This is a genomic window from Streptomyces sp. NPDC043896, from assembly GCF_056435605.1.
In genome coordinates, this window is record NZ_JBWKEE010000017.1 from 11,526 (window position 1) to 38,078 (window position 26,553).

24 protein-coding genes and 2 tRNA genes are annotated in these 26,553 nt (G+C 72.9%); 17 read left to right on the forward strand and 9 right to left on the reverse strand.

Features of this window, described 5'->3' with window-relative positions; translation table 11 throughout:
• Positions 1 to 199: 199 nt before the first annotated feature.
• A complete protein-coding gene (locus AC069X_RS23745) occupies positions 200 to 430 on the forward strand; it encodes a hypothetical protein (protein WP_478731439.1) in 231 nt (76 codons plus the stop codon).
• Here AC069X_RS23745 and AC069X_RS23750 read toward each other — a convergent pair.
• Complete coding sequence (locus tag AC069X_RS23750) at positions 371 to 1,006, reverse strand: CGNR zinc finger domain-containing protein (protein ID WP_478731153.1); 636 nt, start codon at positions 1,004 to 1,006, stop codon at positions 371 to 373. The two genes, AC069X_RS23745 and AC069X_RS23750, sit on opposite strands and share 60 nt — an antisense overlap.
• A gap of 212 nt (positions 1,007 to 1,218) precedes the next feature.
• Positions 1,219 to 1,632: an SsgA family sporulation/cell division regulator gene (locus AC069X_RS23755; protein ID WP_030011909.1), complete on the reverse strand. Its 414-nt coding sequence runs from the start codon at positions 1,630 to 1,632 to the stop codon at positions 1,219 to 1,221.
• Positions 1,633 to 1,809: 177 nt separating this feature from the next.
• On the opposite strand from AC069X_RS23755, the gene AC069X_RS23760 reads away from it, so the two are divergent.
• Together AC069X_RS23760 and AC069X_RS23765 are read left to right on the forward strand one after the other, a co-directional pair.
• Positions 1,810 to 2,247 (forward strand): TIGR02611 family protein, encoded by a 438-nt coding sequence (locus AC069X_RS23760; protein ID WP_478731155.1) that lies wholly within the window; start codon positions 1,810 to 1,812, stop codon positions 2,245 to 2,247.
• 82 nt (positions 2,248 to 2,329) lie between these two features.
• Positions 2,330 to 2,401 (forward strand) — tRNA-Val (locus AC069X_RS23765).
• A gap of 89 nt (positions 2,402 to 2,490) precedes the next feature.
• On the opposite strand, the gene AC069X_RS23770 is transcribed toward AC069X_RS23765, so the two are convergent.
• Positions 2,491 to 4,863 (reverse strand): SCO7613 C-terminal domain-containing membrane protein, encoded by a 2,373-nt coding sequence (locus tag AC069X_RS23770; protein ID WP_478731157.1) that lies wholly within the window; start codon positions 4,861 to 4,863, stop codon positions 2,491 to 2,493.
• Positions 4,864 to 4,981: 118 nt separating this feature from the next.
• On the opposite strand from AC069X_RS23770, the gene AC069X_RS23775 reads away from it, so the two are divergent.
• Both AC069X_RS23775 and AC069X_RS23780 read left to right on the forward strand, forming a co-directional pair.
• Positions 4,982 to 5,455, forward strand: coding sequence for an SRPBCC family protein (locus tag AC069X_RS23775; RefSeq protein WP_478731159.1), 474 nt, complete (start codon positions 4,982 to 4,984; stop codon positions 5,453 to 5,455).
• A gap of 38 nt (positions 5,456 to 5,493) precedes the next feature.
• A tRNA-Val gene (locus AC069X_RS23780) sits at positions 5,494 to 5,565 on the forward strand.
• Between the two features lie 134 nt (positions 5,566 to 5,699).
• On the opposite strand, the gene AC069X_RS23785 is transcribed toward AC069X_RS23780, so the two are convergent.
• Positions 5,700 to 6,425, reverse strand: a complete 726-nt coding sequence (locus AC069X_RS23785; RefSeq protein WP_478731161.1) for an exonuclease domain-containing protein — start codon at positions 6,423 to 6,425, stop codon at positions 5,700 to 5,702.
• A 224-nt stretch (positions 6,426 to 6,649) separates the two neighbouring features.
• On the opposite strand from AC069X_RS23785, the gene AC069X_RS23790 reads away from it, so the two are divergent.
• Positions 6,650 to 7,228, forward strand: coding sequence for a DUF4365 domain-containing protein (locus AC069X_RS23790; protein WP_478731163.1), 579 nt, complete (start codon positions 6,650 to 6,652; stop codon positions 7,226 to 7,228).
• The gene (locus AC069X_RS23795; protein ID WP_478731165.1) at positions 7,228 to 8,433 is read left to right on the forward strand and encodes a hypothetical protein; all 1,206 of its coding nucleotides are present in this window, start codon (positions 7,228 to 7,230) and stop codon (positions 8,431 to 8,433) included. The genes AC069X_RS23790 and AC069X_RS23795 overlap by 1 nt, the downstream gene beginning before the upstream one ends.
• 6 nt (positions 8,434 to 8,439) lie before the next feature.
• On the opposite strand, the gene AC069X_RS23800 is transcribed toward AC069X_RS23795, so the two are convergent.
• Together AC069X_RS23800 and AC069X_RS23805 are read right to left on the reverse strand one after the other, a co-directional pair.
• Entirely contained in the window at positions 8,440 to 9,120 is a 681-nt protein-coding gene (locus tag AC069X_RS23800; protein WP_478731167.1) for a hypothetical protein, read from the reverse strand.
• Between the two features lie 127 nt (positions 9,121 to 9,247).
• Entirely contained in the window at positions 9,248 to 9,715 is a 468-nt protein-coding gene (locus AC069X_RS23805; protein WP_478731169.1) for a GNAT family N-acetyltransferase, read from the reverse strand.
• A gap of 295 nt (positions 9,716 to 10,010) precedes the next feature.
• Between AC069X_RS23805 and thrS the strand changes: the two genes are divergently transcribed.
• Both thrS and AC069X_RS23815 read left to right on the forward strand, forming a co-directional pair.
• Positions 10,011 to 11,987 (forward strand): threonine--tRNA ligase, encoded by a 1,977-nt coding sequence (gene thrS, locus AC069X_RS23810; RefSeq protein WP_478731171.1) that lies wholly within the window; start codon positions 10,011 to 10,013, stop codon positions 11,985 to 11,987.
• Positions 11,988 to 12,161: 174 nt separating this feature from the next.
• Positions 12,162 to 12,710 carry an HIT family protein gene (locus AC069X_RS23815; protein ID WP_478731173.1) on the forward strand — a complete coding sequence of 183 codons (549 nt, stop codon included), beginning with the start codon at positions 12,162 to 12,164 and terminating at the stop codon, positions 12,708 to 12,710.
• Positions 12,711 to 12,768: 58 nt separating this feature from the next.
• Here the strand turns inward: AC069X_RS23815 and AC069X_RS23820 are convergent, their stop codons facing one another.
• The 3 genes from AC069X_RS23820 to AC069X_RS23830 form a co-directional block, all read right to left on the reverse strand.
• Complete coding sequence (locus tag AC069X_RS23820; protein WP_478731175.1) at positions 12,769 to 13,179, reverse strand: DnaJ family domain-containing protein; 411 nt, start codon at positions 13,177 to 13,179, stop codon at positions 12,769 to 12,771.
• Between the two features lie 41 nt (positions 13,180 to 13,220).
• The gene (locus tag AC069X_RS23825; RefSeq protein ID WP_478731177.1) at positions 13,221 to 14,903 is read right to left on the reverse strand and encodes a hypothetical protein; all 1,683 of its coding nucleotides are present in this window, start codon (positions 14,901 to 14,903) and stop codon (positions 13,221 to 13,223) included.
• 238 nt (positions 14,904 to 15,141) lie between these two features.
• Positions 15,142 to 17,346 carry an elongation factor G-like protein EF-G2 gene (locus tag AC069X_RS23830; protein ID WP_478731179.1) on the reverse strand — a complete coding sequence of 735 codons (2,205 nt, stop codon included), beginning with the start codon at positions 17,344 to 17,346 and terminating at the stop codon, positions 15,142 to 15,144.
• A gap of 254 nt (positions 17,347 to 17,600) precedes the next feature.
• Here AC069X_RS23830 and pgsA point away from each other — a divergent pair, with 254 nt between their 5' ends.
• The 8 genes from pgsA to pdxS all read left to right on the forward strand — a co-directional run bounded on the left by pgsA (position 17,601) and on the right by pdxS (position 26,548).
• Positions 17,601 to 18,263 (forward strand): phosphatidylinositol phosphate synthase, encoded by a 663-nt coding sequence (pgsA, locus tag AC069X_RS23835; RefSeq protein ID WP_478731181.1) that lies wholly within the window; start codon positions 17,601 to 17,603, stop codon positions 18,261 to 18,263.
• Positions 18,263 to 19,165, forward strand: coding sequence for a phosphatidylinositol mannoside acyltransferase (locus tag AC069X_RS23840; RefSeq protein WP_478731183.1), 903 nt, complete (start codon positions 18,263 to 18,265; stop codon positions 19,163 to 19,165). Before pgsA ends, AC069X_RS23840 begins: the two co-directional genes overlap by 1 nt.
• On the forward strand, positions 19,165 to 20,325 hold the full coding sequence (locus AC069X_RS23845) for a glycosyltransferase family 4 protein (RefSeq protein WP_478731185.1): 1,161 nt from the start codon (positions 19,165 to 19,167) through the stop codon (positions 20,323 to 20,325). The genes AC069X_RS23840 and AC069X_RS23845 overlap by 1 nt, the downstream gene beginning before the upstream one ends.
• A gap of 83 nt (positions 20,326 to 20,408) precedes the next feature.
• Complete coding sequence (locus AC069X_RS23850; protein WP_478731187.1) at positions 20,409 to 22,910, forward strand: hypothetical protein; 2,502 nt, start codon at positions 20,409 to 20,411, stop codon at positions 22,908 to 22,910.
• Positions 22,910 to 23,914: a phosphotransferase family protein gene (locus AC069X_RS23855; protein ID WP_478731189.1), complete on the forward strand. Its 1,005-nt coding sequence runs from the start codon at positions 22,910 to 22,912 to the stop codon at positions 23,912 to 23,914. The genes AC069X_RS23850 and AC069X_RS23855 overlap by 1 nt, the downstream gene beginning before the upstream one ends.
• A complete protein-coding gene (locus AC069X_RS23860) occupies positions 23,902 to 24,903 on the forward strand; it encodes an aminoglycoside phosphotransferase family protein (protein WP_478731191.1) in 1,002 nt (333 codons plus the stop codon). Before AC069X_RS23855 ends, AC069X_RS23860 begins: the two co-directional genes overlap by 13 nt.
• A gap of 48 nt (positions 24,904 to 24,951) precedes the next feature.
• Positions 24,952 to 25,494, forward strand: a complete 543-nt coding sequence (locus AC069X_RS23865) for a LemA family protein (RefSeq protein WP_478731193.1) — start codon at positions 24,952 to 24,954, stop codon at positions 25,492 to 25,494.
• A gap of 136 nt (positions 25,495 to 25,630) precedes the next feature.
• Positions 25,631 to 26,548, forward strand: a complete 918-nt coding sequence (gene pdxS / locus AC069X_RS23870) for a pyridoxal 5'-phosphate synthase lyase subunit PdxS (RefSeq protein ID WP_007263067.1) — start codon at positions 25,631 to 25,633, stop codon at positions 26,546 to 26,548.
• Positions 26,549 to 26,553 lie beyond the last annotated feature (5 nt).

The window sequence follows — 26,553 nt, forward strand, 5'->3', positions numbered from 1 at the left end:
CCCCTCAGGGGGTGTCCGACGGATCATGGCCGGGCCCGGGGCGGCCCTGATCCGCCGGACACCCCTAGCGGATCAGGGGCCCGGAGCGGGGGAGAAGCCGCGGGGAACCACCTGAACTGACGAGAGACGGCGAACTGCCGCGCCGATCATGGCGTGTTGGGGGCCGGACCCGGGCGGGCTGCGCGATCATCGCCCCGACATGCTCGACACATCGCAGGGTGAGCCGCAGGCTCCCGCCCCCGAGGCCCCCATCGCCCGGGCCGCCGCTCTGGTCCCCCAGCCCTCCCAGGCCGCCGCCGCCCCGGCCGCCGAGGCGACGGAAGGGCGCGGCTGTCTCTTCGCGCTGTCCCAGCCGCCGCTGATGATCTTCCTAACGGTGATCGGGACCCTGCTGCTGCTCGCCGCCCTGCACGACCTCTATCTGCTCTGACCGCCCCGGGCCCTCCGGGTGCGCGTCCGCCTCCTTGCGGCGGGCCCGGTACGCGGCCACGTGCAGCCGGTTTCCGCAGGTCCGGCTGTCGCAGTAGCGGCGGGAGCGGTTCCGGGACAGGTCCACGAAGGCCCGGCGGCAGTCGGGCGCCTCGCAGCGGCGCAGCCGCTCCTGCTCGCCGGAGACCACGATGAAGGCGAGCGCCATGCCGCCGTCGGCCGCCAGGTGGTCTCCCACCGAGGCGCCCGGGGCGAAGTAGTGCACGTGCCAGTCGTAGCCGTCGTGGTCGGTCAGCTGCGGGGTGGTGCCCGCCGTGGCGACGAGTTCGTTGATCAGTGCGGCCGCCGCACGGGAGTTCGGTGCTGCGAAGACCTGGGCGAACTTGCCCCGTACCGTGCGCACCCCGGCGAGGTCGCGGGCGGCGAGCTCGCCGACGTCGCTGATCGCGTGCTCCTCGACGAAGCCCTGCAGCGCCCCGATGTCGGAGAGCCCGTCGGGCTGCTCCGACTCGGCCGCGGTGTTCACCAGCGCGACGACGACGTCGAGCGCGCGACGGGTGTCGTGGGGAATCTGCACGGGGGTCGCTCCCTGGGGGCCGGGCCTTGCGGCGGCGGGCCGCTGCCGCCCGCTGGGGGCCGACAATAGCGCTTACCGCGGGAAAGGTACCCGAGCGCACCGGCGCCGCCCCCGCGGGTGGCTCCCGCGAGGACAGCGCCGGCACTGCCGTATGTGGTTGTCCGTCCCGCACCGTCGCCCCGAGTCGGACGGTGGCGGGCTGGGGGCCTGGCTCAGCTTTCGGCCAGGATGTGGGACAGCTCCTTGTCGAGGTCGAAGTGCCGGTGCTCGGTCCCGGGTGGGACCGCGGCGTCCGTCCGCTTGAGGAACGACTCGAGGGCTCGGGCGGGTGCTTCGAGCAGCGCTTCTCCCTCCGGTGAGCTCAGGGCGATGCAGACGACGCCCTGACCGTGGCTGCGGGACGGCCAGACGCGGACGTCGCCGGTGCCGGTGGGCCGGTGGAGGCCCTCCGCGAGGAGGTCGCGGGCGAACACCCATTCGACCGTCTCCTCGGCGCCGGTGTGGAAGGTGGCGTGCACGGCGTAGGGGTCGGCCGTGTCATACCGCAGGCCCGCGGGAACAGGCAGTGAGGACTCGCTCGACACAACGAGGCGCAGGTGCAGCTCGCAGCTGACCGTGGTGTTCATAAGCGCCAGGGCCTTTCGCTCAGTGTGCGCTCGGGGATTCGCACGTCGGCGAAATCGACATGCCACCTACGATGCCGTTGTAAACCCCTCTGACCGTTTTGCGGACCTCTGGGTCCCTCGGACGGCGGATCCAAACCGGCATTCACGTGTGCTTCGGGCTCCGGTAGATTCGGCGCCATGAATACGGGGAGTGACCGCGGAACCAACGAATCCGCCAGCAGTGAGCCGGCCGCCGAAGAGGCGCCGCACGAGTCGAAGGCGCCCGCCTTCATCAAGGCCAACCGCAGCCTGCACCTGAGCTGGCAGGTCGGCGTCTTCGTCGTCGGCCTCGCCGTCATCGGCGCCGGCGTCGCGATGCTCGTCCTGCCCGGCCCCGGCTGGGTCGCGATCTTCGCGGGCCTGGCGATCTGGGCCACCGAGTTCGCCTGGGCGTCCCTCGTCCTGCGCTGGACGAAGCGCAAGGTCAGCGAGGCCGCCCAGCGGGCCCTCGACCCCAAGGTCAGGCGCCGCAACATCATCCTCACCAGCGTCGGCCTCGCCATCGCGGCTGCGCTGATCGGGTTCTACCTGTGGAAGTACGGCCTCACCATGCCGTGGAACATCAAGGACCAGTGACCGGCGGCCGGCCACGGTCCGGTGCCGTCCCGGTGCTGGTCACGGAGCACCGCTGACATGCGGTAATGTTTGCGGTGCGTCCGGGCGATTAGCTCAGTGGGAGAGCACTTCGTTCACACCGAAGGGGTCACTGGTTCGAACCCAGTATCGCCCACCCGGAGCAGAGGCCCGGAGACTCGCAAGAGTCTCCGGGCCTCTGTCGTACCCGGCGCCCGGCCGGCCCGCGCAGCCCGCCGGGCCCCCTCAGCGCAGCCGCCCGAACGCGTCCCGCAGCCTGCGCGCGTCCCGCAGCCGCCGCTCGTACGTCGCGCCCACCACCAGCAGCAGCAGGCCCGCCAGCGCCGGCGGCAGCCAGCGCGGCAGCACCCCGGCCACCTGCACCACGTACGGGGCCAGCTCGTGCAGGGCCACCGCCGCCAGCGTCGCGCCGCCCAGCAGCAGCGGCGCCTGCAGCCGCAGCCGCGCGCCCGCCAGGGTCACCGCCAGCGCCGCCGTCCCCAGCAGCAGCGGCCGCGTCCAGTGCGCGTCGCCCCAGGCGGCCACCAGGCTCGGCAGCAGCGTCGCGCCCAGCCCCGGTCCGTAGGCCGGCCAGGACGAGGCCTCCGGATCCCGGCGACGGCGCAGCACCCCCACCGCGAGCGCCAGCACCGACACCGGCAGCGTGTACGCCTCCGGCACCGCCACCCCCGACGCCGCCAGCCGCGCCCACACGGCCGCCGCGAACAATGCCCCCGCGGCCCAGCCCAGCGGCCGCCGCTCCACCCGCACCGCGGCGCCCGCGCACACCACCCCGGCCAGCGCGAGCACCAGCGCCAGCACCGGGAGGTCCCCCGCCGCGAGCGCCACCGCCAGGGCCCCCGCCCAGCCCGCCGCGGCCTCCGCCGTCACCCGCACCGGGCCCAGCCGGGGCCCCAGGGCCACCACCAGGGCCGGGACCGCGAGCAGCGCCACCGCCCGCCACGGCCAGGACCACCCCGCCACCGCGCCCAGCGCCACCACCAGGGCCGCCGCGTACCCGACGGCACCCACCGCGCAGCCCGCCCGCAGCAGCGGCGCGGCGGTCCCCCGGGCGGCCCCCAGGGCGCAGCCGGCGCCCAGCAGCCCGAACACCGCGAAGGTGGCCGCACGGCCGTCCAGGGCGGCCAGGGAGACCCCGAGGGCCCCGACGGCGGCGCACCCCCCGGCGGCGAACCCGACGGCACGCCGCACCGGCCCCGCCGCGGCCGGCAGCGCCGCCACCCCCGCCGCCGCCGTCACCCCGAGCTGCGCGGCGAGGACCGCCCCCGCGGGCAGCCCCAGCGGCGCCACGAACAGCGCCGCCCAGCCGCACACCACCGCCGCCGCCCCCGCCGCGGGCCGCGGCAGCACCCCGCCCGGCAGCCACAGCGCCCCCGCCGCGAGCAGCAGCGCCACCACGAGGCCGACGCCCGGCCCGGCCTGCTGCGGGGCCGACGCCGCCCACACCTCGCCCAGCACGGCCGCCCGGGCCGCCGGCACCAGCGCCACCGCCGCCAGCCCGGCCAGCGCCCCGACGGCGGCCACCCCCGCCCCGGCCCACAGCAGCCCGCGCCGCACCGGCTCCGGGACCACGGCCGCCCGCACCGCCACCGCCGACAGCGCGAGCGCCGCCGCCACCCGCACCGCCACCGCCCACCAGCCGGAGCCGTCCCCGGCCGGGAGCAGCGCCCCCACCGCCGACACCGCCGCCAGACCCCCCACCAGGGCGGCCGCCGAAGCCCGCGGCTCCCGCCAGGCCACCGCCACGCCCAGCAGGCCCCCCGCCGCCAGCAGCAGCGCCGGCCCGGCCGCACCCGGCTCCGCGAGGGACCCGGCCAGCCCCACCGCCAGGGCCGTCGCGCCCAGCACCCCCGAGCACACCCACGCGGGCACCCGTACCGCCCGGCGCGCCACCAGCACCGCCAGGGCCGCGTCCCCCGCCGCCGTCGCCAGCAGCGCCGCGCCGGCCCCCAGCGCGTCCGCGCCCGCGGCGGCCGCGGCCAGCGGCAACGGCAGCTGCGCGGCCCCCACCGCGGCGAGCAGCGGCAGCCGCAGCCGGCCCAGCGCCGCCCCGTACCCGGCCCAGAGTCCCGCCAGCGCCGCCGACGCCCACGCCGCGTACGCGACCCCGTCGGTGTCGGCCAGCCCCACCGCGTGCACCGCGTACGCGTCGAGCACCGTGAGCAGCAGCGCCACCCCCGCGACCGCCTCGGCCGTCGACCGCAGCCCGCGCCGCAGCAGCGCGACGGGCGCCGCGAGCGCCGCCGCCGTCAGCAGCGCCAGCACCGCGGAGCGACCGCCGATGCCCAGGGAACCCCAGCTGACCAGGGTGAACGCCAGCGCCGCCACCGCCAGCAGGACCGCGCCGAGCGCCAGCAGCACGTTCTGGGCACTCGGCTTCGACACCGCGCCGGGCGCGGCCGGCCGGAACTGAGCGGCCTGCGCGGCGTGCGAGAGGTGTGCGGGCTGCGGGAACTGCGCCGACGGCACCGGCTGCGCGGCCAGGAACCGCAGCAGCCAGTCCCGGCGCGCCAGCAAGTAGGCGCGCCGGGTGTCCAGTTGGGCCAGCTCGCCGTCGATGAGCGCCAGCTCGTGGGCCGGCGGCAGGGGGGAGTCCATAGCCGGAGTGTGGCGCCGGTCACGCCATCAGGACATGGGCGTGCGTACTCAGATGAACGCTGAGTACCTACGCGCGACAACGCCCCCGCCGCCCCCGCCCGCGGGCCAGACTGGAACCATGCCGCCCTGGACCCACTACCGCTTCCGCAGCGTGTGGGACCTCGACGCCCCGCCCGCCCTCGTCTACTCCCTGCTTGCCGACCCCGCGCGCTACCCCCAGTGGTGGCCCCAGGTCCGCCGGGTCGAGCGGATCGACGAACGCACCGGCACCGCCCTGATCCGCTCCGCCCTCCCGTACGGGATCCGCGTCACCGTCACCGACCTGCTCCGCGACCCCGCGCGCGGGGTCCTCGAAGCGGAGCTGGGCGGGGACCTCGAAGGCTGGGCGCGGTGGACCGTACGTCCCCGGGGCGGCGCCGGCACCGGCCGCACGCGGGCGGTGTACGAGCAGGAGGTCGAGGTACGGGCCGCCCCGCTGCGGCGGTTCGCGCTCGCCGGGCGGCCGCTGTTCCGGCTCAACCACGCCCTGATGATGCGGGCCGGCCGGCGCGGACTGCGGGCCCTGCTGACCGCCCCGCCCGAAGCGGTTTGATCCGGCCCCGAGGCTCTTGTATTGTTCAGTGCGTTCCCGGGCGATTAGCTCAGCGGGAGAGCACTTCGTTCACACCGAAGGGGTCACTGGTTCGATCCCAGTATCGCCCACCGGGACAGGCCGGTCCGTCTGATGACGGACCGGCCTTCCGCATTCCCGGCCTTGCTTGTCGCCGGGCCGCATGTCCGGGCTCCCGTCCGCCCCCTCGCTCGGGCTTCCGTGCGCCCGGCCCGCCCGTCTCCCCTCACGCAGCCTGCGGCAGGTCCGGACGCAGCGGCCAGTGCGGGTCCACCGCCTCCGGCGTGCCCTGCCGGGCGAACCACGCCTGGAGCCCCCGCGCCTGTGCCGCGTGCCACACCGCCTGGAGCGTGTGCAGCTCCGCCGGACTCAGCCGCTCCAGCCGCGCCGCGAACCGGCGCCCGACCGCCCGTACGAGCTCCAGCGCCGCCTGCGCGTCCGCCGAGGCGTCGTGCGCCCCCTCCAGCTCTATCCCGTAGTGCGCGCACAGGTCCGTCAGCGTGCGGCGGCCCTTGCGGTAGCGGTCCAGATGCTTGTCCAGCACCCGCGGATCCAGCACCGTCAGCGGCCTGTTGTCCAGGTACCGCGCCAGCGTCGACGCCCGGTGCCGACGCAACTCCCGGTCCAGCAGCGTCAGATCGAACGGGGCGTTCATCACCACCACCGGCCGCCCCGCCACCAGCTGCTCGCCCAGCGCGCGGGCTATCTCCTCCACCACCGGCGCCGGCCAGCGGCCGTGCCGCTGGAGGTGCTCGTCGGTCAGGCCGTGCACTTCCGTGGCGCCCGGAGGCACCGGAATGCCGGGATTGACCAGCCATCGGGTGGAACGGACCCGGCCGCCCGCACACTCCTGCACGACGAGCGCGGCGGACACGATCCGGTCCTGCTCGACGTCCACCCCGGTGGTCTCCGTGTCGAATGCGGCCAACGGCCCCTCGTACCAGCGTGTCATGGCGACTCCTCGTCCCCGGTCGGGGTCGCACCGGGCACCTCCGCCACGGAACGCGCCAACCCCCGCCGAGTCCGTGATACCCGGGCCGTTCACCCCGTACGCCGTTTGGGGGCAGCCAGGTGCGGAGACAACTTCCGTGGGGGGACGTACGCATGACCGGTCGTCATCCCTCCCACTCCCGTTCACCGTTCACGGCAGAGCCCGGAAGGCATGGGGAGCCGGCCATGGCGCTCACACAGCCCGAACCGGGCGGGGTGCTGCACGGACAGGGCGATCCGCGGACCGGACCGCTGCGCGGCACACTCGCCACCACCGCCTGCATGGAGACCCTCCAGGTGGGCTACCTGCACGCCGTGGCGGCCGCGGCCGGCTGCTCGCTCTCCCAGCCCTTCCCGGACAACGGCGTGGACTGGCACGTCAGCCACGGCGCGCCCGAACACGTCGTCGACGACGAGGTGACCATCAAGGTGCAGCTGAAGGCGACCTACCAGATACCGCCCCGCCCCGCCGGAGCCAGCTTCGGCTTCACCCTGGACAACGAGCACCTGGTGAAGCTCGCGCGGACGCCCGTCGCCGTCCACAAGATCCTCGTCGTGATGCTCGTACCGCGGGAGCGCGACCGGTGGCTGAGCGCCGGGCACGACCGGCTCGACCTGCGGCACTGCTGCTACTGGACCAACCTCGCCGGTCACCCCGTGACCGGCCGGCGCCGCACCACCGTACGGATCCCCACCGAGCGGATCTTCGACGACCGGGCGCTGTGCGAGATCATGACCCGGGTCGGGTCGGGAGGGACACCCTGATGGACCGGTACGCGCCGCACCTCGAACCGCTGCCCGGCCCGGGACCCACCCCGGGCACCCCCGATCCCGGCCAGGTCGACCCTCAGGTCCTCGGGGCACTGCTGCACCGCCACGGCTGGCTGCGGCGCGGCGGCGCGGCGGGCCGCTACGGGCGCTGGACCCCGCCGGACCGGGCCGGGACCAGCCTCCTCGTCCCGGAGACCCGCGCCTTCCCCGACTGCGCCGACCTGCTGGAGGAGGCCCTGACCGCGCTCTCCCGCAGCGGGGTGCCCTCCGCGCGGGAGGTACTCCTCGGGCTGAGCGTCCCGAGCGACGAGGTCCGCTGGGAGCGGGAGGTGCCGCAGGGGCCGTACGGGTTACAGGGCGAGGCCGCCTGGCCCGCGCAGGAGCGGCTGCGCTCGGCCGCCCGCCGGCTGCTGCTGGCCGGGGCCCTCGCCGAGCGCGCCCGCGCCGGGTACTACGGCGCCCGCCACCGCGCGCAGGCCGAACGCCTCCTGGACCGGGTGCTGGTGGGGCCCGCCCCGGGCGGGCGCCGGCTCGCCGCGTACGTCCCCGTGGACGGGGGCCGCGGGGCGGTGACGCGGCTGCACCACGCGCTGCACGCGGCGCGGGAGGCGGTGGACTACCGCAGGGCGACCGGCGGGATGGAGGCCTTCGACGCCGCGGTGGCCGCCGGGGTCAGCCGGGAGCTCGCCGAGGCGCTGATCTCCCTCGTCCGGGGTTCGGAAGGGGCCAGCGTCGCGCTGGCCTGGGCGCCGGCGGCCGGGGTCCCGGCAGGATGCGCGGCGCGGCCCGAGCCCGTCGAGTTCTCCCCGGGCGACCTGCCCGTGCTCCGGGAGGCCGCCGCCCGCTACACCCGGTCCGAGCCGGCCGTCGCCGTCCGGCTCGCGGGGGCCGTGGTCCGGATGCGGCGCTCGGCGTCGGGCGGCGGGGGGACCGTACGGCTGCGGGTGCTGGCCGGGGCGGAGGTGCCGTACGTGCGGGCCGCCCTCGACGAGGAGGGGTACCGCATCGCCGTCCACGCCCACCTGGCCGGTCTGCCCGTCCGGGTCAGCGGCCGGCTCACCCGCCGGGGCGGCTTCCGCCGCCTGGCGCGCGCCTCGGACGTGACGCCGGTCCCGCTGGACGAGGTGGAGCGGGACCGGCTGATGAAGTCCCTCGACGCGGCGTTCGACCCGGAGGACGTCCTCCCGTCCGACGAGTAGCCGTCGCTACGGAGCCACCGGCTCCGCCGTGTCCGGGCTCTTGGGCGGCCCGCCGCCCACCAGGGGTTCCGCCGGGTCGCCGCGTTCGACCGTGACCGGGACACCGCCGGTGATCTGCTCCAGGCGGGCCTTCAGGTCCTTCGAGGCGACTCCCGCGTCCGTGCTCGTCACCACGACCCCGGAGGCGTCCGGGGCGGGCGAGAAGCTGTACAGCGGGAAGGCGGGCCGCCCCTGGTCGGCGGTGAGCCGCTCCACGGCGGCCCTGAGCGCGCGGTGCGTGTAGCGGCTCAGGTAGAGGTCGGCGCGGGCCGGGTCCACGGAGGGGTCCCGCTGCCGCGCGGCCTCCAGCAGCAGCCGGCCCCGCGCCAGGTCGGTGACGCACACCGCGACCCGGCCCGCGGGCAGGTCCGTCACGTGGGTGCCGTACACGTCCGCGAAGGGGCCCTCGCCCTGGGCGCCGACGGCCTGCGACAGGCTCGCGGCCTCGGGGGTGTTCGCGGGGGTCCCGTCGATGGTGGTGGGCGGCGCACCGGGCACGGTCCGGCCGGCCGGGCACGCCGGCGCGGTCCCCGAGGGCGGTGCGGGCGCGGGAGGCTCGGCCACCGGGCCGGAGCCGGCGGCGCCCGCGCAGCCGGTCAGCAGCGCGGCGGCGGCGAAGCAGGCGAGTCTGGCGGCGGTACGGCGCATGATCCCTCGATCCCCCTGGGTTCCCCGTGCATCGGGCGCCCCTGTGACGTACGGGCCGGCCGACCGGTTCCGCCACCCGGGCCGCCCCTTCCGGCAGCCGGGGCGGACGGCAGTCCGACGACGGGCCCTACGCGGCCCCGCCCAGGGTGAAAGAAGCCATCCGCAGGCCCGGCGCCGGGGAGAAGTCCGCGCCCCGGATGAAGCCGTGGCGCTCGTACAGGGCGACCGCCGGGGCGTTGTCCGCGCCGGTGGCGACCTCGACCGGACGTCCCGGGAAGAGCTCCGTCACCGCGTGGCGCAGCAGCAGCGAGGCGACGCCCCGGCGGAACCAGGCGGGGTCCACGCACAGCCGGTCCACGGTTACGCCGCCCCGGGTCTCCTCCCAGGCCAGGAAGCCCGCGACCGTGCCCTCTCCGGTGACCGCGCCCAGCCAGCGCAGCGGCAGGGCCCGCATCGCCGCCAGGCCCTCGCCCAGCGCGGGGATGCCGTCGAAGCCGATCAGCTCCGCCTCGACCGCGTAGGCGGCCCGGCCGATCCGGTGCACGGCGGCGGCCGTCGCGTCGTCGGTGAGGTCCAGCGGGCGCGGACGAGGCATGGAGGCAGGTCCTTCCAGGGGCGGGGCAGGGGCGGGGCGGGGGCGGGACCGGCCCACGCTACCCCGCGGGACGGCGACGGACCGGATGGTTTTCCGGCCCGTCGCCGCCCCGCGCGGAAGGCCGGGGCGGAGGCGGCGCTCCGCCCGGCCCGCACGTAGCCGACGGGGCCCGCCGGCCGCCCTCGCGGCGGGACTCGGTGCGCCCCCGGTAACCGTTTCGCGGCGCGGCCGCTCGGCTCGGTACGATTCAGGCGCGCAGCGTTCGCTCGCGTACCCCCTGAGTCAGGAGAGACCGGTGTCAGACGTCCGTGTGATCATCCAACGCGATTCCGAGCGGGACGAGCGCGTGGTGGCCACGGGCACTACGGCGGCGGAGCTCTTCGCCGGCGAGCGCACCATCGTCGCCGCGCGCATCGCCGGTGAGCTGAAGGACCTCTCCTACGAGGTGAAGGACGGCGAGACCGTCGAGCCGGTGGAGATCTCCTCCGAGGACGGCCTGAACATCCTGCGCCACTCGACCGCGCACGTCATGGCGCAGGCCGTGCAGGAGCTGTTCCCCGAGGCCAAGCTGGGCATCGGCCCGCCGGTCCGAGACGGCTTCTACTACGACTTCGACGTCGCCAAGCCCTTCACTCCCGATGACCTGAAGACCATCGAGAAGAAGATGCAGGAGATCCAGAAGCGCGGGCAGAAGTTCGCCCGCCGCGTGGTCTCCGACGAGGCCGCCCGCGAGGAGCTCGCGGACGAGCCGTACAAGCTGGAGCTCATCGGCATCAAGGGCTCCGCGTCGACCGACGACGGTGCGAACGTCGAGGTGGGCGGCGGCGAGCTGACCATCTACGACAACCTGGACGCCAAGACCGGCGAGCTGTGCTGGAAGGACCTCTGCCGGGGTCCCCACCTGCCCACCACCCGCAACATCCCGGCGTTCAAGCTGATGCGCAACGCGGCCGCCTACTGGCGCGGCAGCGAGAAGAACCCGATGCTCCAGCGCATCTACGGCACCGCCTGGCCCTCGAAGGAGGAGCTGAAGGCGCACCTCGACTTCCTCGCCGAGGCCGAGAAGCGCGACCACCGCAAGCTCGGCAACGAGCTGGACCTCTTCTCCATCCCGGACGAGATCGGCTCCGGCCTCGCCGTCTTCCACCCGCGCGGCGGCATCATCCGCCGGGTCATGGAGGACTACTCGCGCCGCCGGCACGAGGAGGAGGGCTACGAGTTCGTCTACTCCCCGCACGCCACCAAGGGAGCCCTCTTCGAGAAGAGCGGCCACCTGGACTGGTACGCGGAGGGCATGTACCCCCCCATGCAGCTCGACGGTGGTACGGACTACTACCTCAAGCCCATGAACTGCCCGATGCACAACCTGATCTTCGACGCGCGCGGGCGCTCCTACCGTGAGCTGCCGCTGCGCCTGTTCGAGTTCGGCACCGTGTACCGGTACGAGAAGTCGGGCGTCGTCCACGGCCTGACCCGTGCCCGGGGCTTCACCCAGGACGACGCGCACATCTACTGCACCCGTGAGCAGATGGCCGAGGAACTCGACCGCACCCTCACCTTCGTGCTGAACCTGCTGCGCGACTACGGTCTGACCGACTTCTACCTGGAGCTGTCCACCAAGGACCCGGAGAAGTTCGTCGGCTCGGACGAGGTGTGGGAGGAGGCCACCGCGGTCCTCCAGCAGGTCGCCGAGAAGCAGGGCCTCCCGCTGACCCCCGACCCGGGCGGCGCGGCCTTCTACGGCCCGAAGATCTCCGTGCAGGCGCGCGACGCCATCGGCCGCACCTGGCAGATGTCGACCGTCCAGCTGGACTTCAACCTGCCGGAGCGCTTCGACCTGGAGTACACCGGCCCGGACGGCTCCCGCCAGCGCCCGGTCATGATCCACCGCGCGCTGTTCGGCTCCATCGAGCGGTTCTTCGCCGTGCTGCTGGAGCACTACGCGGGCGCCATGCCGCCGTGGCTGGCCCCGGTCCAGGCCGTCGGCATCCCGATCGGCGACGGGCACGTGGAGTACCTCCAGGAGTTCGCCGCCCAGGCGAAGAAGCAGGGCCTGCGGGTCGAGGTGGACGCCTCCTCCGACCGGATGCAGAAGAAGATCCGCAACCACCAGAAGCTCAAGGTCCCGTTCATGATCATCGTCGGTGACGAGGACATGGCCGCGGGCACCGTCTCCTTCCGCTACCGCGACGGTTCGCAGGAGAACGGCATCCCGAAGGACGAGGCGCTGGCCAAGCTGGCCAAGGTCGTCGCCGACCGCGTCCAGGTCTGAACCCGGTCCGAGCCGGGTCTGAGCCCGGTCTGAACCGGGTCTGATCCCGGCCTGCGGGGCCTGATCCCGGCAGGCCGGGCCCGACGCCGGGCCGAGGCGGGAGCGGGCCCCCGGAAAGCGATCACTTTCCGGGGGCCTTCTTCGTCCGTCCGGACGAGGTCATATGCTGCGCCTATGACGATTGAGCCGGAGCAGCAGATCGGTGTGGGCACGCAGGACGCGTTCCAGCGTCTGTGGACCCCCCACCGGATGGCCTACATCCAGGGCGAGAACAAGCCGACCGGCCCGGAAGCCGGGGACGGCTGTCCCTTCTGCGGGATTCCGGAGATGTCCGACACGGACGGCCTGGTCGTGGCGCGGGGCAAGCACGTGTACGCGGTGCTCAACCTCTACCCGTACAACGGCGGCCACCTGATGGTCGTCCCGTACCGGCACGTCGCCGACTACACGGAGCTCGACGGGCCGGAGACGGCGGAGCTGGCGGACCTGACCAAGCGGGCCATGGTCGCGCTGCGCAAGGCCTCCGGGGCGCACGGCTTCAACATCGGCATGAACCAGGGCGCGGCCGCCGGCGCCGGAATCGCCGCGCACCTGCACCAGCACATCGTGCCCCGCTGGGGCGGGGACACCAACTTCATGCCGGTCGTCGGCCACACCAAGGTGCTGCCGCAACTGCTCGCGGACACCCGCCAGATGCTCGCCGGCGCCTGGCCGAACGACTGAACGGGCGGCCGGCCGGACGGTTCGCCGGACGGCGGACGGGCTGACCGCCCCGGCCCGGTCAGCCGGTACGGCGCGTACGGTCCTCGCGCCGCTCCGCCAAGACCGCCTCGACGTCGAACTCCGCGATGCCCAGCGGGGGCCCCGGCGGCGGCCGGCGCAGGGCCGTACGGATCTTCCCGTTCACCTCGGCCAGGATCTCCCGGGCCCGGCGCTCGCTGCCGGCCGCCAGGGCCGCCTCGCGGGCGTCCTCGGCCTCCTTGCGCAGCGCCAGCGACGGCGGCAGCGGGGAGAAGCCCTCGCGGTGCAGCTTCCCCTTGATCCACCACAGCTCGTCGTACGGGGCGTCCAGCGAGGCCAGGGGCTTGCCCCAGCCGGGCAGCTTCTCGAACTCGCCCCGGTCGGCGGCCTGTCTGATCTGCCGGTCCACGAAGGACTCGAAGCTGACACCAGGCGGCTTGCGCTCGGTCACGACGGCACCTCCCCGCGGCGGTTGGGACCCCTCCAGCGTACCTACGCGTCGTAGACGTCGGCCTTGCGCGGGGCGGGCTCCTGGATCAGGCCGTTCATGATCGAGGAGCGGTTGGTGAAGGCCGCGGTGTTCACGCCGTTCTCCTCCAGCACCTTGAAGGTCGCGGTGTGCACCGCGCGCAGCACCGGCGCCACGGTGCGCAGCGCGTCGTCCGCCATGAAGCGGTGGCGCCACATGGAGCCCGCCCAGACGTGCCGCAGGCCGAAGGGCTCGGGCAGGACCAGCTTGCCGCCGAAGTACTCCAGCAGCGGCGGGTACCAGGTCAGGGGGGCGCGCACGGCCAGGCGTACCACCTCCATGGTGTCCACCAGCGGCAGCGGGCGCTCCACGGTCTCCCAGAAGCGGATCGACTTGGGGACCTCGATCACCGGGGCCTTGGACTTCGTGGTGAACAGGCCGTGCACCGGGCCGAGGGCGTGGGCGGTGACGTCGACGCGCAGGGTCTTGTAGAGGACGGTGACGGTGACGAGCATCGTGATGACGAGCTGACCGTCCCAGAGGGGGTACTGGATCCCGAGGTAGTGCCGGTTGCCGGCGCTGAACTGCTGCTCGTTGCAGATCCGGGTGATCTCGTGCGGCTTCACCAGGAAGGTGTCGACGGTGTCGCCGCTCGGGCGGGCCACCTCGCCGGCGCCCTCGCCGACGGGGGTGACGATCCAGTGCCGGATCGAGGCGGGCGGGAAGCCTCCGGTGTGCAGGGGCCCGCGCTCCAGCTTGCGCAGCTGGGTGTCGATCGCGCGTATGACGTCCCAGCTGCGGAAGGGGTGGATCTCGTGGCCCTCGGTCTTCGGGGTGAGCTCCTCGGCCATCTGCCAGCTGCCCCAGCGGGTGCCCATGCCGAGGATGCCCTTGGGGCCGGCGTAGAAGACGGAGTTGCTGTGGTCCTCGGCGGTGAGCTTGGCCAGCTGGTGGCGCAGGTCCTCGCGGGCCTTCTCGTCGGGGTTGCCCGGGACCGCCTCGGGGATCTTCGCGGCGACGGGGGCGCCGCCGCCGAGCAGGCCGTCCCAGCGGGAGCGCAGGTCGGCGGCGGTGCTCTCGCAGATCCGGCGGGCCAGGAACCAGCCGAGGACGGGGGCGATGAGCGCGCCGAGGAGGTAGAGCTCCAGCAGGCCGCTGCCGGGCTGGCGGTAGACCACCCGGTAGAGCAGCACCGCGCCGAAGAGGACCACGCCGACCAGCAGGGCGGTGCCGATCCAGGTGCTCTTCTTGCCCTCGCCCTTGGAGAGGGTCTTGCGGAGCTGGAAGAGGCCGAGCCACAGCAGCAGGCCGGGCAGGAACACCACTCCGCTGACCAGCATGATCAGGCGGAGCTTGCGGTCGCGTTCCTTGCGGATCCGGGAGGCGGCCAGGCAGTGCTCGACGACGGTCTGGGGATCGGCGCCGAATGACTGGATGAGCGGCTTGCGGCCGGCGCCGAGGGTGCGCGCCTCGACGGCGCGGCAGAAGGCCTCGCCGAGGTTGGGTTCGAACAGGGAGATCTTCGGGGCCTTCACCGAGGCCGGGTGGTTCTCGCTGTTCGCCGTGAGGATGACGGACAGCGCGGTGTCCTTGCCGCCGTCGCGGTACGCGGCGGAGGCGAGCGCGTTGGTCGCGGCGGTCTGTCCGCCGCCTCCCTGGAGAGGTACCTGTGCTCCGGGCCTGAAGTCGAAACCGTCGTCCGCCACCGCTGCCCCCATCGCCGTGCCACTGTGCTCTTTGCCCGTGGTGCCGTCGTGCTAGTCCTGCCGCCGCTTTCCGCGGCGTGTCGTGCTCGGTCGTGTCGCGCTCTGTGCTGTCGCGCTCTGTGTGGTCCGTTGTGCTCTCCGTCGCGGCGAAGAGCCTATAGGTGTACCCGCCCCCGTGGTCATGGGACAGGGAAATACCGCCCACCGCAAGCGGGTTGGGTGGGCGGTATCCCGTACGCTATGTCAACTGGCTTCCCTTCTCCGCCTGTTCGCGCACCTTGTCCGCGAGATGGGCCGGCATGGGCTCGTGCCGGGCGTACGTGCGGCCGAAGCGGCCGGTGCCGTGGGACACGGAGCGCAGGTCCACGGCGTAGCGGCCGATCTCGATCTCCGGGATCTCTGCGCGCACCCGGGACCGGCCGGGGCCCGCCTGCTCGGTGCCGACGACGCGGCCGCGGCGGCCCGCGAGGTCGCTCATGACCGGGCCGACGTACTCGTCGGGCACGTCGACGTCGAGCTCGGCGACCGGCTCCAGCAGGTGGATCGGGATGTCGGCGGCGGCTTCGCGCAGGGCGAGGGCGCCGGCCGTCTGGAAGGCGGCGTCGGAGGAGTCCACCGAGTGCGCCTTGCCGTCGCGCAGGGTGATGCGTACGTCGACCAGCGGATAGCCGGCGGCGATCCCGCGGGCGGCCTGGGCGCGGACGCCCTTCTCCACGGACGGGATGAACTGGCGGGGGACCGCGCCGCCGACGACCTTGTCGACGAACTCGATGCCGCTGCCGGGCGGGAGCGGTTCGACGTCGATCTCGCAGATGGCGTACTGGCCGTGGCCGCCGGACTGTTTGACGTGCCGGCCCCGCCCGGAGGCCTTGGCGCCGAAGGTCTCGCGGAGGCTGACCTTGTGGGGGACGGGGTCGACCTGGACCCCGTAGCGGGTCCTGAGGCGTTCGAGCACGAGGTCCTGGTGGGCCTCGCCCAGGCACCACAGGACGAGCTGGTGGGTGTGGGGGTTCTGCTCCAGCCGCAGGGTGGGGTCCTCGGCGACCAGGCGGGCCAGGCCCTGGGAGAGCTTGTCCTCGTCCGCCTTGCTGTGGGCCTCGACGGCGAGGGGGAGCAGCGGCTCGGGCATGGGCCAGGGCTCCATGAGGAGCGGGGCGTCCTTGGCGGAGAGGGTGTCGCCGGTCTCGGCGCGGGTGAGTTTGGCCACGCAGGCGAGGTCGCCGGCGATGCAGGTGCCGAGGGTGCGCTGCTGTTTGCCGAACGGGGAGGTGAGGGTGCCGATGCGCTCGTCGACGTCGTGGTCCTCGTGCCCCCGGTCTTCCAGGCCGTGCCCCGAGACGTGGACGGTCTCCTCGGGGCGCAGGGTGCCGGAGAAGACGCGGACGAGGGAGACGCGCCCCACGTAGGGGTCGGAGGAGGTCTTCACGACCTCGGCGAGGAGCGGTCCGGCCGGGTCGCAGGTGACGTCGGGGCGGGGGGAACCGTCGGGGGCGGTGACGGTGAGGGGGGCGCGTTCGGCGGGGGTGGGAAACCCGCCGGTGATCAGTTCGAGGAGTTCGACGGTGCCCAGGCCCTGGCGGGCGCCGTCGGCGGCGGGGGCTGCCATCAGGACGGGGTGGAAGGTGCCCCGGGCGACGGCCCGCTCCAGGTCGTCGATCAGGGTCTTGACGTCGATGTCCTCACCGCCGAGGTAGCGGTCCATGAGGGTCTCGTCCTCGCTCTCGGCGATGATCCCCTCGATGAGGCGGGAGCGGGCGTCCTCGATGAGGGCCTGTTCGGCGGGGTCCGGGTCGCGTTCGGTGCGCTCTCCGGAGGTGTAGTCGTACACGCGCCGGGAGAGCAGGCCGAGCAGGCCGTGGACCGGGGCGTGGCCGTCGGGTCCGGCCGGTCCGTGGAGCGGGAGGTAGAGCGGGACGACGGCGTCCGGGTCGTCGGCGCCGAAGATCTCTCCGCAGACGGCGGTCATCTGGGAGTAGTCGGCGCGGGCTGCCTCCAAATGGGTGACGACGATCGCGCGCGGCATGCCGACCGCCTCGCATTCGTCCCAGACCATCCGGGTGGCTCCGTCGATCCCGTCGGAGGCGGAGACGACGAAGAGGGCCGCGTCCGCGGCGCGCAGACCGGCCCGGAGTTCCCCGACGAAGTCGGCGTATCCGGGGGTGTCCAGGATGTTGATCTTGATTCCGGCCCATTGGACGGGCACCAGGGACAGCTGGACGGAGCGCTGGCGGCGGTGCTCGATCTCGTCGTAGTCCGAGACCGTGCCCCCGTCCTCGACCCGTCCCGCCCGGTTCACGGCCCCCGACGTCAGGGCCAGGGCCTCGACCAGCGTGGTCTTCCCGGCGCCGCTGTGGCCGACCAGCACGACGTTCCGTACGGAATCGGGCCGGTCGGCCGTCAGTGCCCTGCCGGCGGCTCCGGCTTGGTGTGATGTGGCTCCCATGGTTCTCGTGCCTCCTGGTGTCGCGGTGAGGAGGGTGATCGGGGCCCTTCGAGCTTTGCACTGCCGTCACACTGCGTCCATACGTGGTACCGGCCACGGCCGGCCGCGCGGCGGGAGGGTGACGGGGGCGCGCGGCGGGAGGGGAGCCGGGGTGAACCGGTGGGTGCGCGGCGCTGCGGGCGCGGGGCGCTGGCTACGATGGGCCAGCCGGTGGCCGTGGTGGCCCCTCGGCCCAGCGACCCTCTGGGAAGGCCATGCTGAACAAGTACGCGCGTGCGTTCTTCACGCGTGTTCTCACGCCGTTCGCCGCATTTCTCCTGCGCCGGGGGGTGAGCCCGGACGCCGTGACCCTCATCGGCACCGCCGGAGTAGTGGCCGGAGCGCTGGTCTTCTTCCCCCGGGGCGAGCTCTTCTGGGGCACGATCACCATCACCCTCTTCGTCTTCTCCGACCTGGTGGACGGCAACATGGCCCGCCAGGCCGGGACCTCCAGCCGGTGGGGGGCGTTCCTCGACTCCACGCTCGACCGGGTGGCCGACGCGGCGATCTTCGGCGGCCTGGCGCTCTGGTACGCGGGGCTCGGCGACGACAACGTGCTGTGCGCGGTGGCGATCTTCTGCCTGGCCAGCGGGCAGGTCGTCTCGTACACGAAGGCCCGCGGCGAGGCGATCGGGCTGCCCGTCGCCGTCAACGGGCTCGTCGAGCGGGCCGAGCGGCTGGTGATCTCGCTGGTCGCGGCGGGCCTGTCCGGGCTCCAGACCTTCGGGGTGCCCTCGTGGATCGGGGTGCTCCTGCCGGTCGCGCTGTGGATCGTGGCGGCGGGCTCGCTCGTCACGCTGGTCCAGCGGGTGGTCACCGTACGCCGTGAGGCGGCCGAGGCCGACGCGGCGTCCGCGGTCGAGGGCGGGGCGGTCTGATGGGCACGGCACAGGACAAGCTGGTCGACGGGCTGTACGGGCTCGGCTGGGCGGGTGTGAAGAAGCTGCCCGAGCCGGCGGCGGTGGCCCTCGGCCGAAAGATCGCGGACGTGGCGTGGAAGCGGCGCGGCAAGAGCGTGCTGCGCCTGGAGTCCAACCTGGCGCGGGTGGTCCCGGACGCGACGCCCGAGCGGCTGCGCGAGCTGTCGCACGCGGGCATGCGCTCGTACATGCGCTACTGGATGGAGTCCTTCCGGCTGCCCGCCATGGATCCGAAACGGTTCGGCGAGGACGTCCGGCTGAAGGACGACCACATCCTGCGCGAGGCGATCGCCTCGGGACGCGGGGTCATCGCCGCCCTGCCGCACCTGGCCAACTGGGACCTCGCCGGGGCCTGGGTCACCGGCCACCTGGGCGTTCCCTTCACCACCGTCGCCGAGCGGCTCAAGCCCGAGTCCCTCTACGACCGCTTCGTGGCCTACCGGGAGAGCCTGGGCATGGAGGTCCTGCCGCACAACGGCGGCGCCTCCTTCGGCACCCTGGCGCGCCGGCTGCGCTCCGGCGGGCTGATCTGCCTGGTCGCCGACCGGGACCTGTCGGCCTCCGGCGTCGAGGTGGACTTCTTCGGCTCCCGGGCCCGGATGCCCGCGGGCCCCGCGCTGCTGGCGCAGCAGACCGGTGCGGTCCTCCTGCCGGTGACCCTGTACTACGGCGACACCCCGAAGATGTACGGCCGCTTCCACCCCGCGGTGGAGGTGCCGGAGCAGGGCACACGGACCGAGAAGACCGCCGCCATGACCCAGGCGGTGGCGGACGCCTTCGCGGAGGGCATCGCGGAGCACCCGGAGGACTGGCACATGTTGCAGCGGCTGTGGCTCGACGACCTGGAGGAGCGCCCGTAGTGAAGATCGGCATCGTGTGCCCGTACTCGTGGGACGTCCCGGGCGGCGTCCAGTTCCACATCCGCGACCTGGCGGAGCACCTGATCCGCCAGGGCCACGAGGTGTCGGTGCTGGCCCCGGCGGACGACGAGACCCCGCTGCCCCCCTACGTGGTCTCGGCGGGACGGGCGGTGCCGGTGCCCTACAACGGGTCGGTCGCCCGGCTGAACTTCGGCTTCCTCTCCGCCGCCCGCGTACGCCGCTGGCTGCACGAGGGCGTCTTCGACGTCATCCACATCCACGAGCCGGCCTCGCCCTCCCTCGGCCTGCTGTCCTGCTGGGCGGCGCAGGGCCCCATCGTGGCGACGTTCCACACCTCCAACCCCCGCTCGCGCGCCATGATCGCCGCGTACCCGATCCTCCAGCCGGCGCTGGAGAAGATCAGCGCCCGGATCGCGGTGAGCGAGTACGCCCGCCGCACCCTCGTCGAGCACCTCGGCGGTGACGCGGTGGTCATCCCCAACGGCGTCGACGTCGACTTCTTCGCCGGGGCCGACCCGAAGGCCGAGTGGGGCGGGCAGACCCTCGGCTTCATCGGCCGCATCGACGAACCCCGCAAGGGCCTCCCGGTGCTCATGGCCGCCTTCCCGGCCATCGTGGAGGCCTGCCCGGACGTACGCCTGCTCGTGGCCGGCCGCGGCGACGAGGAGGAGGCCGTGGCCTCCCTCCCGGAGCACCTGCGCTCGCGGGTGGAGTTCCTCGGCATGGTCTCCGACGAGGACAAGGCCCGCCTGCTGCGCAGCGTGGACGTCTACGTCGCCCCCAACACGGGCGGCGAGAGCTTCGGGATCATCCTGGTGGAGGCCCTCTCGGCGGGCGCGGCCGTCCTGGCCTCGGACCTCGACGCCTTCGCCCAGGTCCTGGACCAGGGCGCGGCGGGCGAACTGTTCGCCAACGAGGACGCCGCCTCCCTGGCCGGCGCGGCGGTCGCCCTGCTGCGCGACCCGGCCCGCCGCGCGGAACTGAGCGCCCGCGGCTCGGCGCACGTACGCCGCTTCGACTGGTCGACGGTGGGCGCGGACATCCTGGCGGTCTACGAGACGGTCACCGCGGGCGCGGCGGCCGTGGCCACCGACGAACGCGTCCCCCTCCGCACCCGCCTGGGCTTCTCGCGGGACTGACGGGCCGCGTCGCCGTGCGTAGAACCTGCGGCGGTGTGGGTAGCCTCGCCCCTGCAAGGGCTGGGTGATCAGGGGGAGCCATCGTGTCCATCAGGCCGCGTTACCGACGCGTTTCGGGGTTACAGAGGCAGTTCTTCAACCGTGAGGGACTGCTCGCCAGGTACGACGAGGAGCTGGCGGGCATCTCTGACGGTCCCCGCATCCTGAATCTGGTGGGGGTCGGCGGGATCGGCAAGTCACGTCTGCTGCAGCAGCTGCGGGTCAGGACGCCCGACACCTGCCGGACGGCACGGCTGGACCTGCAGCTGCCCACCCTGCGGCAGCAGGAGGACGCGCTGGCGGTGCTGCGAACGGAGTACGGAGCCCAGGGCGTCAGGTTCGACCGCTTCGACATCGCCTATGCGGTCCTCTGGCAGCGGGTTCACCCCCAGCTGCAGATGGACCGGAGGAATACGCCTTTCGCCGAGGAGAGCGAGGTGTTGTCCAAGATCCTGGACGACGCCATGGGACTGCCGGTCTTCGGGACCGCGGCCGGCTTGGTGCGCCTGACGAAGCGGTCCATTTCCAACCGGCAGCGCAGGCAGCGCATCGAGGCGGACCAGACGCTGCAGGAACTGGACAGCCTGACGAACGCCGAGCTGGGGCATGCCGTGACCTATCTGTTCGCGGAAGAACTGCGCGAGTCGGCCCAGGACAGTCCGTACGTCCTGTTCGTGGACGCCTACGAGGCGATGGTGCCGACGCCGTTGCCGGGGGGACGGAGCTTCGCCTCCGATGCCTGGGTGCGCGATCTGCTGGGCCAGCTGCACGGTGGGCTGACGGTGTTGGCCAGTCGCGAGCCGCTGCCATGGGCTGCGTACGACGCGGAGTGGGCCAGTGTGATCCGCACGGCCCCGTTGGGTGGATTACCGATGGACGCCCGACTCGACCTGCTGACCCAGGCTGGCATCGTGGAGATCCCGCGCCAGCGTTCGATCGCAGAGGCCAGCGCGGGGGTCCCCTTCTACCTGCACTTGGCGGTGGACACCCATGTGCAGAACCCCGGTGCCGTCGAGGACGCGGGAACCTCGGAGGAGATCGTCCAGCGGTTCCTCCAGCACGTGGCTCCGGACGAGGTGCGCATCCTCGAACTGCTGAGCATCGCGCGGACCTTCGATCTGGAGGTGTTCCGTACAGTCGGTCGGACGTTCGACCTGCCCACGAACCTGCTGACCTGGGAGTCGCTGACCGCCTACTCCTTCGCGTACCCGCTCTCCCAGGGCTGGTACAGACTGCACCAACTGATGGTCGCGGCCCTCCGACGGCACCTTTCGGCAGCGGTGAACCGCCAGGTGCACGCGGTGTTGAGAGAGCACTGGGAAGGGTTGGCCGACCGCGTGGGCAGCGGAGTCGAAGAGGCAGGGGTGAGCCGTTCCTCCCCGCTGCGCGAGGCGGTCTTCCACGGCATCCACGCGGGGAACCTGCCACCTGAGGAGATCCTCGGGCACGCTGACCGCGCCCTGGGCATGAGCAGTCGGCAGGCGGTCGACGGGATGGTCAAAGACCTGCGGGACTACCTCGCCGGGGCCGCCGACACGGGCCGGGAGGGGGCTTTGGTCACAGGCATCCGCAACGCCGCCGACTGCCTCGAGGCCGAGGCCAAGCTCGAACTGGGTGATGCGGCGGGCGCGATGGCGCTGGCGCCCGTACGCGATATCCCTGTGGGCTCGCTCGTATCCGCCCGGCTGGCCTTGGCCGGCGCGAACGCCCGCAGGATCGCGGGGGAGAGCGCGCTGGCCGCGCAGATCTTCGAGAAGGTGTGGGACGGCCACGAAGGAGAGGCCCGGGCTTTCGCCGGCTTCTGCCTGGCTGACATCCGGATGTGGCAGGGTGATTTCGCCGCGGCATTCGCCCTCGCCGAGCAGGTCGAGGGAATCTGCTCCCCCGGGCAGGAGGTCATCCGAGGCGACCTGAAACGCCTCATGCACCTAGGGCATCGGTTCCTGATGGACTTCGGACGGGCCGAAGCACTGCTGTCGCAGGCCGAGACCCAGTATCGGGAGGCCGGCGCGGCCATCGGACTCGCCAACGTCCGCACCAACCGGGCCGAACTTCTGGCCTTCACCCATCCCGAAGAGGCAGTGGCCGAAGCGGGGGCGGCGCTGGAGATCCAGCGAGAGCTCGGAGCCCAGCACGAGGTCGGCAAGGTTTACACCGCCATGGCGATCGCGCAGACCAGGCTTGGCCAGCTTGACAGGGCCGAGCAGTCGTTCAACAACGCCAATGCCGCACTGGACTTGGCCGGCTACCGGTCGGGCCGGGCCCGGGCCGACATGTTCCGGGCTTTCCTGTGTCTGCGGCGGGGCGATCGAGCCAGGGCCCGGGAGCTGCTCCTGCACGCGGCGCGCGAGTTCGAGATCTGTCAGGTCTATCCCTCGCTGATCCTGGCCATCCAACGGGCCGCCGAGCGGACGGGCCTGAGCGATCCGGAGCTGACGGCGATGGCCGACCGTGCCGCGCCGGTCGTCAGGCCGCTGGGCGGCCCGGAAGCCGTGCGCAGGCGCACGGAGGCCGTGCTGTCGATGTTCGTCGAGGTGAATCCGTGATGTGGCGGGAACTGTACGAGCGGGCCGTGTACTCCGGCGAAGCGGCGGCGGGCTACTACAACCGGAACGTGGGGCTGCCGACCCCCGAAGGCAGGGTCAACGTACGCATCCCGATCGCGGCGGCGGACACGATGGATGTCCGGCTCTGGCAGGAGGAGGACGTACTCGCAGCCATCCGCCCGTACGTCGCTCGGGCGCCCGAGCTGCGGCACGTCAGCCGGGCGCCGCGCTTCCAGGTCCACCAATTCATCGAAGGACGCGTCCTGGACGAGTTCTCGCCCCGCGGCGCCGCGGTACCCGCACACGTCCTCGACGATGTCGTCAGCCTGATGGAACAGCTCAGCAGAATTCCCCGCGAGAAGGCTCCGGCCCTGCCCGCCCACTGGCCGGCGTCGGGGGACAGCCCGGGTTTCGGACGACTGCTGGCCGCCCTCACCGAGGAGGTCCACTCCGCTCACGTCGGGGAGTACGGCGAGGCCTTCGGCCTGCTCGGCATCCCCGATGACCCGCTGGCAGTGGTCCGGCCTCTCTGGGACGAACTCACCGCCAGGCCGTTCGCCCTCCTGCACGCAGACCTGCATCGTAAGAACATGATCGTCGCCGACGGCGGGACCTGGTTCCTGGACTGGGAACTGGCCCTGTGGGGAGACCCGGTGTACGAGATCGGGATCCACTTCCACAAGATGGACTACCCCGACGAGCAGCGGGCCGAAGTCCTCCGCCGGTGGCAGCAGAGGATGCGGGCCGAGTACACCACCGGTCCCGTAGCGGACCTCGAGCTGTACATGGCCCACGAGAAGATCAAATCGGCTGTCGTCGACACGGTCCGCTACTCGAAGCAACTGGCGACGGCCCCACCCACGGAGCGTGATTTCTTCGTCATGCGGCTTGTGAAGAAGATCAACGCGGCTCACCGGGTATGGGGCACACCGCCGGAACTGACCCGCGAGCGGGTTGCGGAAGCCCTGGCTCCCTGGTGGAAAGGACGGCCGTGGACGCTGTAGCCCTGTACGAGGAGGCCCGTGGGCGGGACACCGGCCAGTCCGGGTACTACAACCGGAACGTGAGGGTGGAGACGGCCCAAGGCCCGGTCATCGTGCGGATGCGCAGCGGAGGGGCCGAGGTCATGGACCTGACCCTGTGGCCGGAAGCCGAGGTACTGGCGGCCGTCGCCGCCTACGTTCCCTCGGCGCCCCGCCTCCTCTACGCGGGCGTGGACCCGGAGTTCCAGATCCACGGCTTCGTCCCGGGCCGACGGCTCGACACCCTGGCCCCTGACGGGGCCAGGGTGCCCGAGGCCGTGCTCAAGGCTGTGGAAGGGCTCTTCGCGGAGCTGCTGCGCGTGCCGCTCTCGGCGCTGCCGCAGCTGCCCCGGGGCTGGCCGGGAGGGGCAGACACGGCGGGGTTTGCCGACCGCCTCATCACACTCGTCCAGACGATCCGTCACAGGGGCGGCCGGGAAGCCATGGGACTGTACGAGGAGCTCGGCGTGCCAAAGGACCCCTGCGGCCTGCTGAGGGAACGCTTCCGCGGTATGGCCGCACGCCGGACGGGGCTGCTGCACGCAGACCTGCACCGGCAGAACATGATCCTCACCGTGGGCGGGGGCGTGTCCTTCCTGGACTGGGAGCTCGCCCTGTGGGGGGACCCCGTCTACGACCTGGCCGATCACCTGCACAAGATGGGATACACCGAAGACGAGGCGGGTGAGGTGACCGCCGGATGGGAAAGGGCCGCACCGGCGGAGTGCCGTGTGGGCTGGCGCCCCGACCTCGGCCACTACCTGGCGTTCGAGGCGGTGAAGTCGGCCGTGGTCGACACCGTCCGGTGGGGGAGGCGGATCGCCCGCGCGGAGGACATGGCTGAACGAAGCCGTCTCGCACGGGAGCTCGCAGCCAAACTCGCCGCGGCCCGCCCCCACTGGGAGGTGGGCATGCGGACCGAACCGGAGCCCCGTGACGTCGTGGAGGCCGTGGCCCGCTGGGTCGCCTGAGCCGCCTCCTTCGTCCTGTGGCCATCCGGGACGGTAGTGTCGCCGCCCGTGATCGAAAACCTTGTCTGGATCGCGGTGGCGCTCGCCGTCGTCGGGGTCTACCTCAGCTGGACCGCCGGGCGGCTGGACCGGTTGCACACGCGGATGGACGCCGCCCGGGCCGCCCTGGACGCACAGCTCGTGCGGCGGGCCTCCGTGGTGCTGGAGGTGGCCACCTCCGGGGCGCTCGACCCCGCCTCCTCCCTCGTGCTGTACGAGGCCGCGCACGCCGCGCGGCAGGCCGAGGAGGAGCACCGGGAGGTCGCCGAGAGCGAGCTCAGCCAGGCGCTGCGGGCGGTGTTCGCCGACGCGGACCAGGTGGAGGTGCTCAAGGCCGCCCCGGGCGGGGAGGCGGCGGCCGAGGAGCTGGCCGCCGCGGTGCGCCGCGTCCCCATGGCCCGCCGGTTCCTCAACGACGCCGTACGGGCCGCCCGCGCGCTGCGCCGCCACCGCAAGGTCCGATGGTTCAGACTGGCGGGACACGCGCCGTTCCCGCTGGCCTTCGAAATGGACGATGAGCCTCCGGCGGACCTCGCGGACCGTCCCGCCTGAGTGTTCCAGTGCCGCAGGGGACAAATGAAAGAGCCACCGGCTCCACATTGGCCCTTGTAGTGGACTGGTCGGTGGGGTTTTCTCAGCCAAGTACCACCCGTCTTCCGTTCGAGTTCGTTTCGAGTGAGGTCAACCCGTGAGCACGCTTCCCACCTCTTCCCAGTCCGCTGAGTCGGCCATCGGCACGTCCCGCGTCAAGCGCGGCATGGCCGAGCAGCTCAAGGGCGGCGTGATCATGGACGTGGTCAACGCCGAGCAGGCGAAGATCGCCGAGGACGCCGGCGCCGTGGCCGTCATGGCCCTGGAGCGGGTTCCGGCCGACATCCGCAAGGACGGCGGCGTGGCCCGCATGTCCGACCCGAACATGATCGAAGAGATCATCGAGGCCGTCTCCATCCCGGTCATGGCCAAGTCCCGCATCGGCCACTTCGTCGAGGCCCAGGTCCTCCAGTCCCTCGGCGTCGACTACATCGACGAGTCCGAGGTCCTGACCCCGGCCGACGAGATCAACCACTCCGACAAGTGGGCCTTCACCACCCCCTTCGTCTGTGGCGCCACCAACCTGGGCGAGGCCCTGCGCCGCATCGCCGAGGGCGCGGCCATGATCCGCTCGAAGGGCGAGGCCGGCACCGGCAACGTCGTCGAGGCCGTCCGCCACCTGCGCCAGATCAAGAACGAGATCGCCCAGCTGCGCGGCTACGACAACAACGAGCTGTACGCCGCCGCCAAGGAGCTGCGCGCCCCGTACGAGCTCGTCAAGGAGGTCGCCGAGCTCGGCAAGCTCCCGGTCGTGCTGTTCTCCGCCGGTGGCGTCGCCACCCCGGCCGACGCCGCCCTGATGCGCCAGCTCGGTGCCGAGGGCGTCTTCGTCGGCTCCGGCATCTTCAAGTCCGGCGACCCGGCCAAGCGCGCCGCCGCCATCGTCAAGGCCACCACCTTCTTCGACGACCCGAAGGTCATCGCGGACGCGTCCCGCAACCTGGGCGAGGCCATGGTCGGCATCAACTGCGACACCCTCCCCGAGGCCGAGCGCTACGCCAACCGCGGCTGGTAGTCACT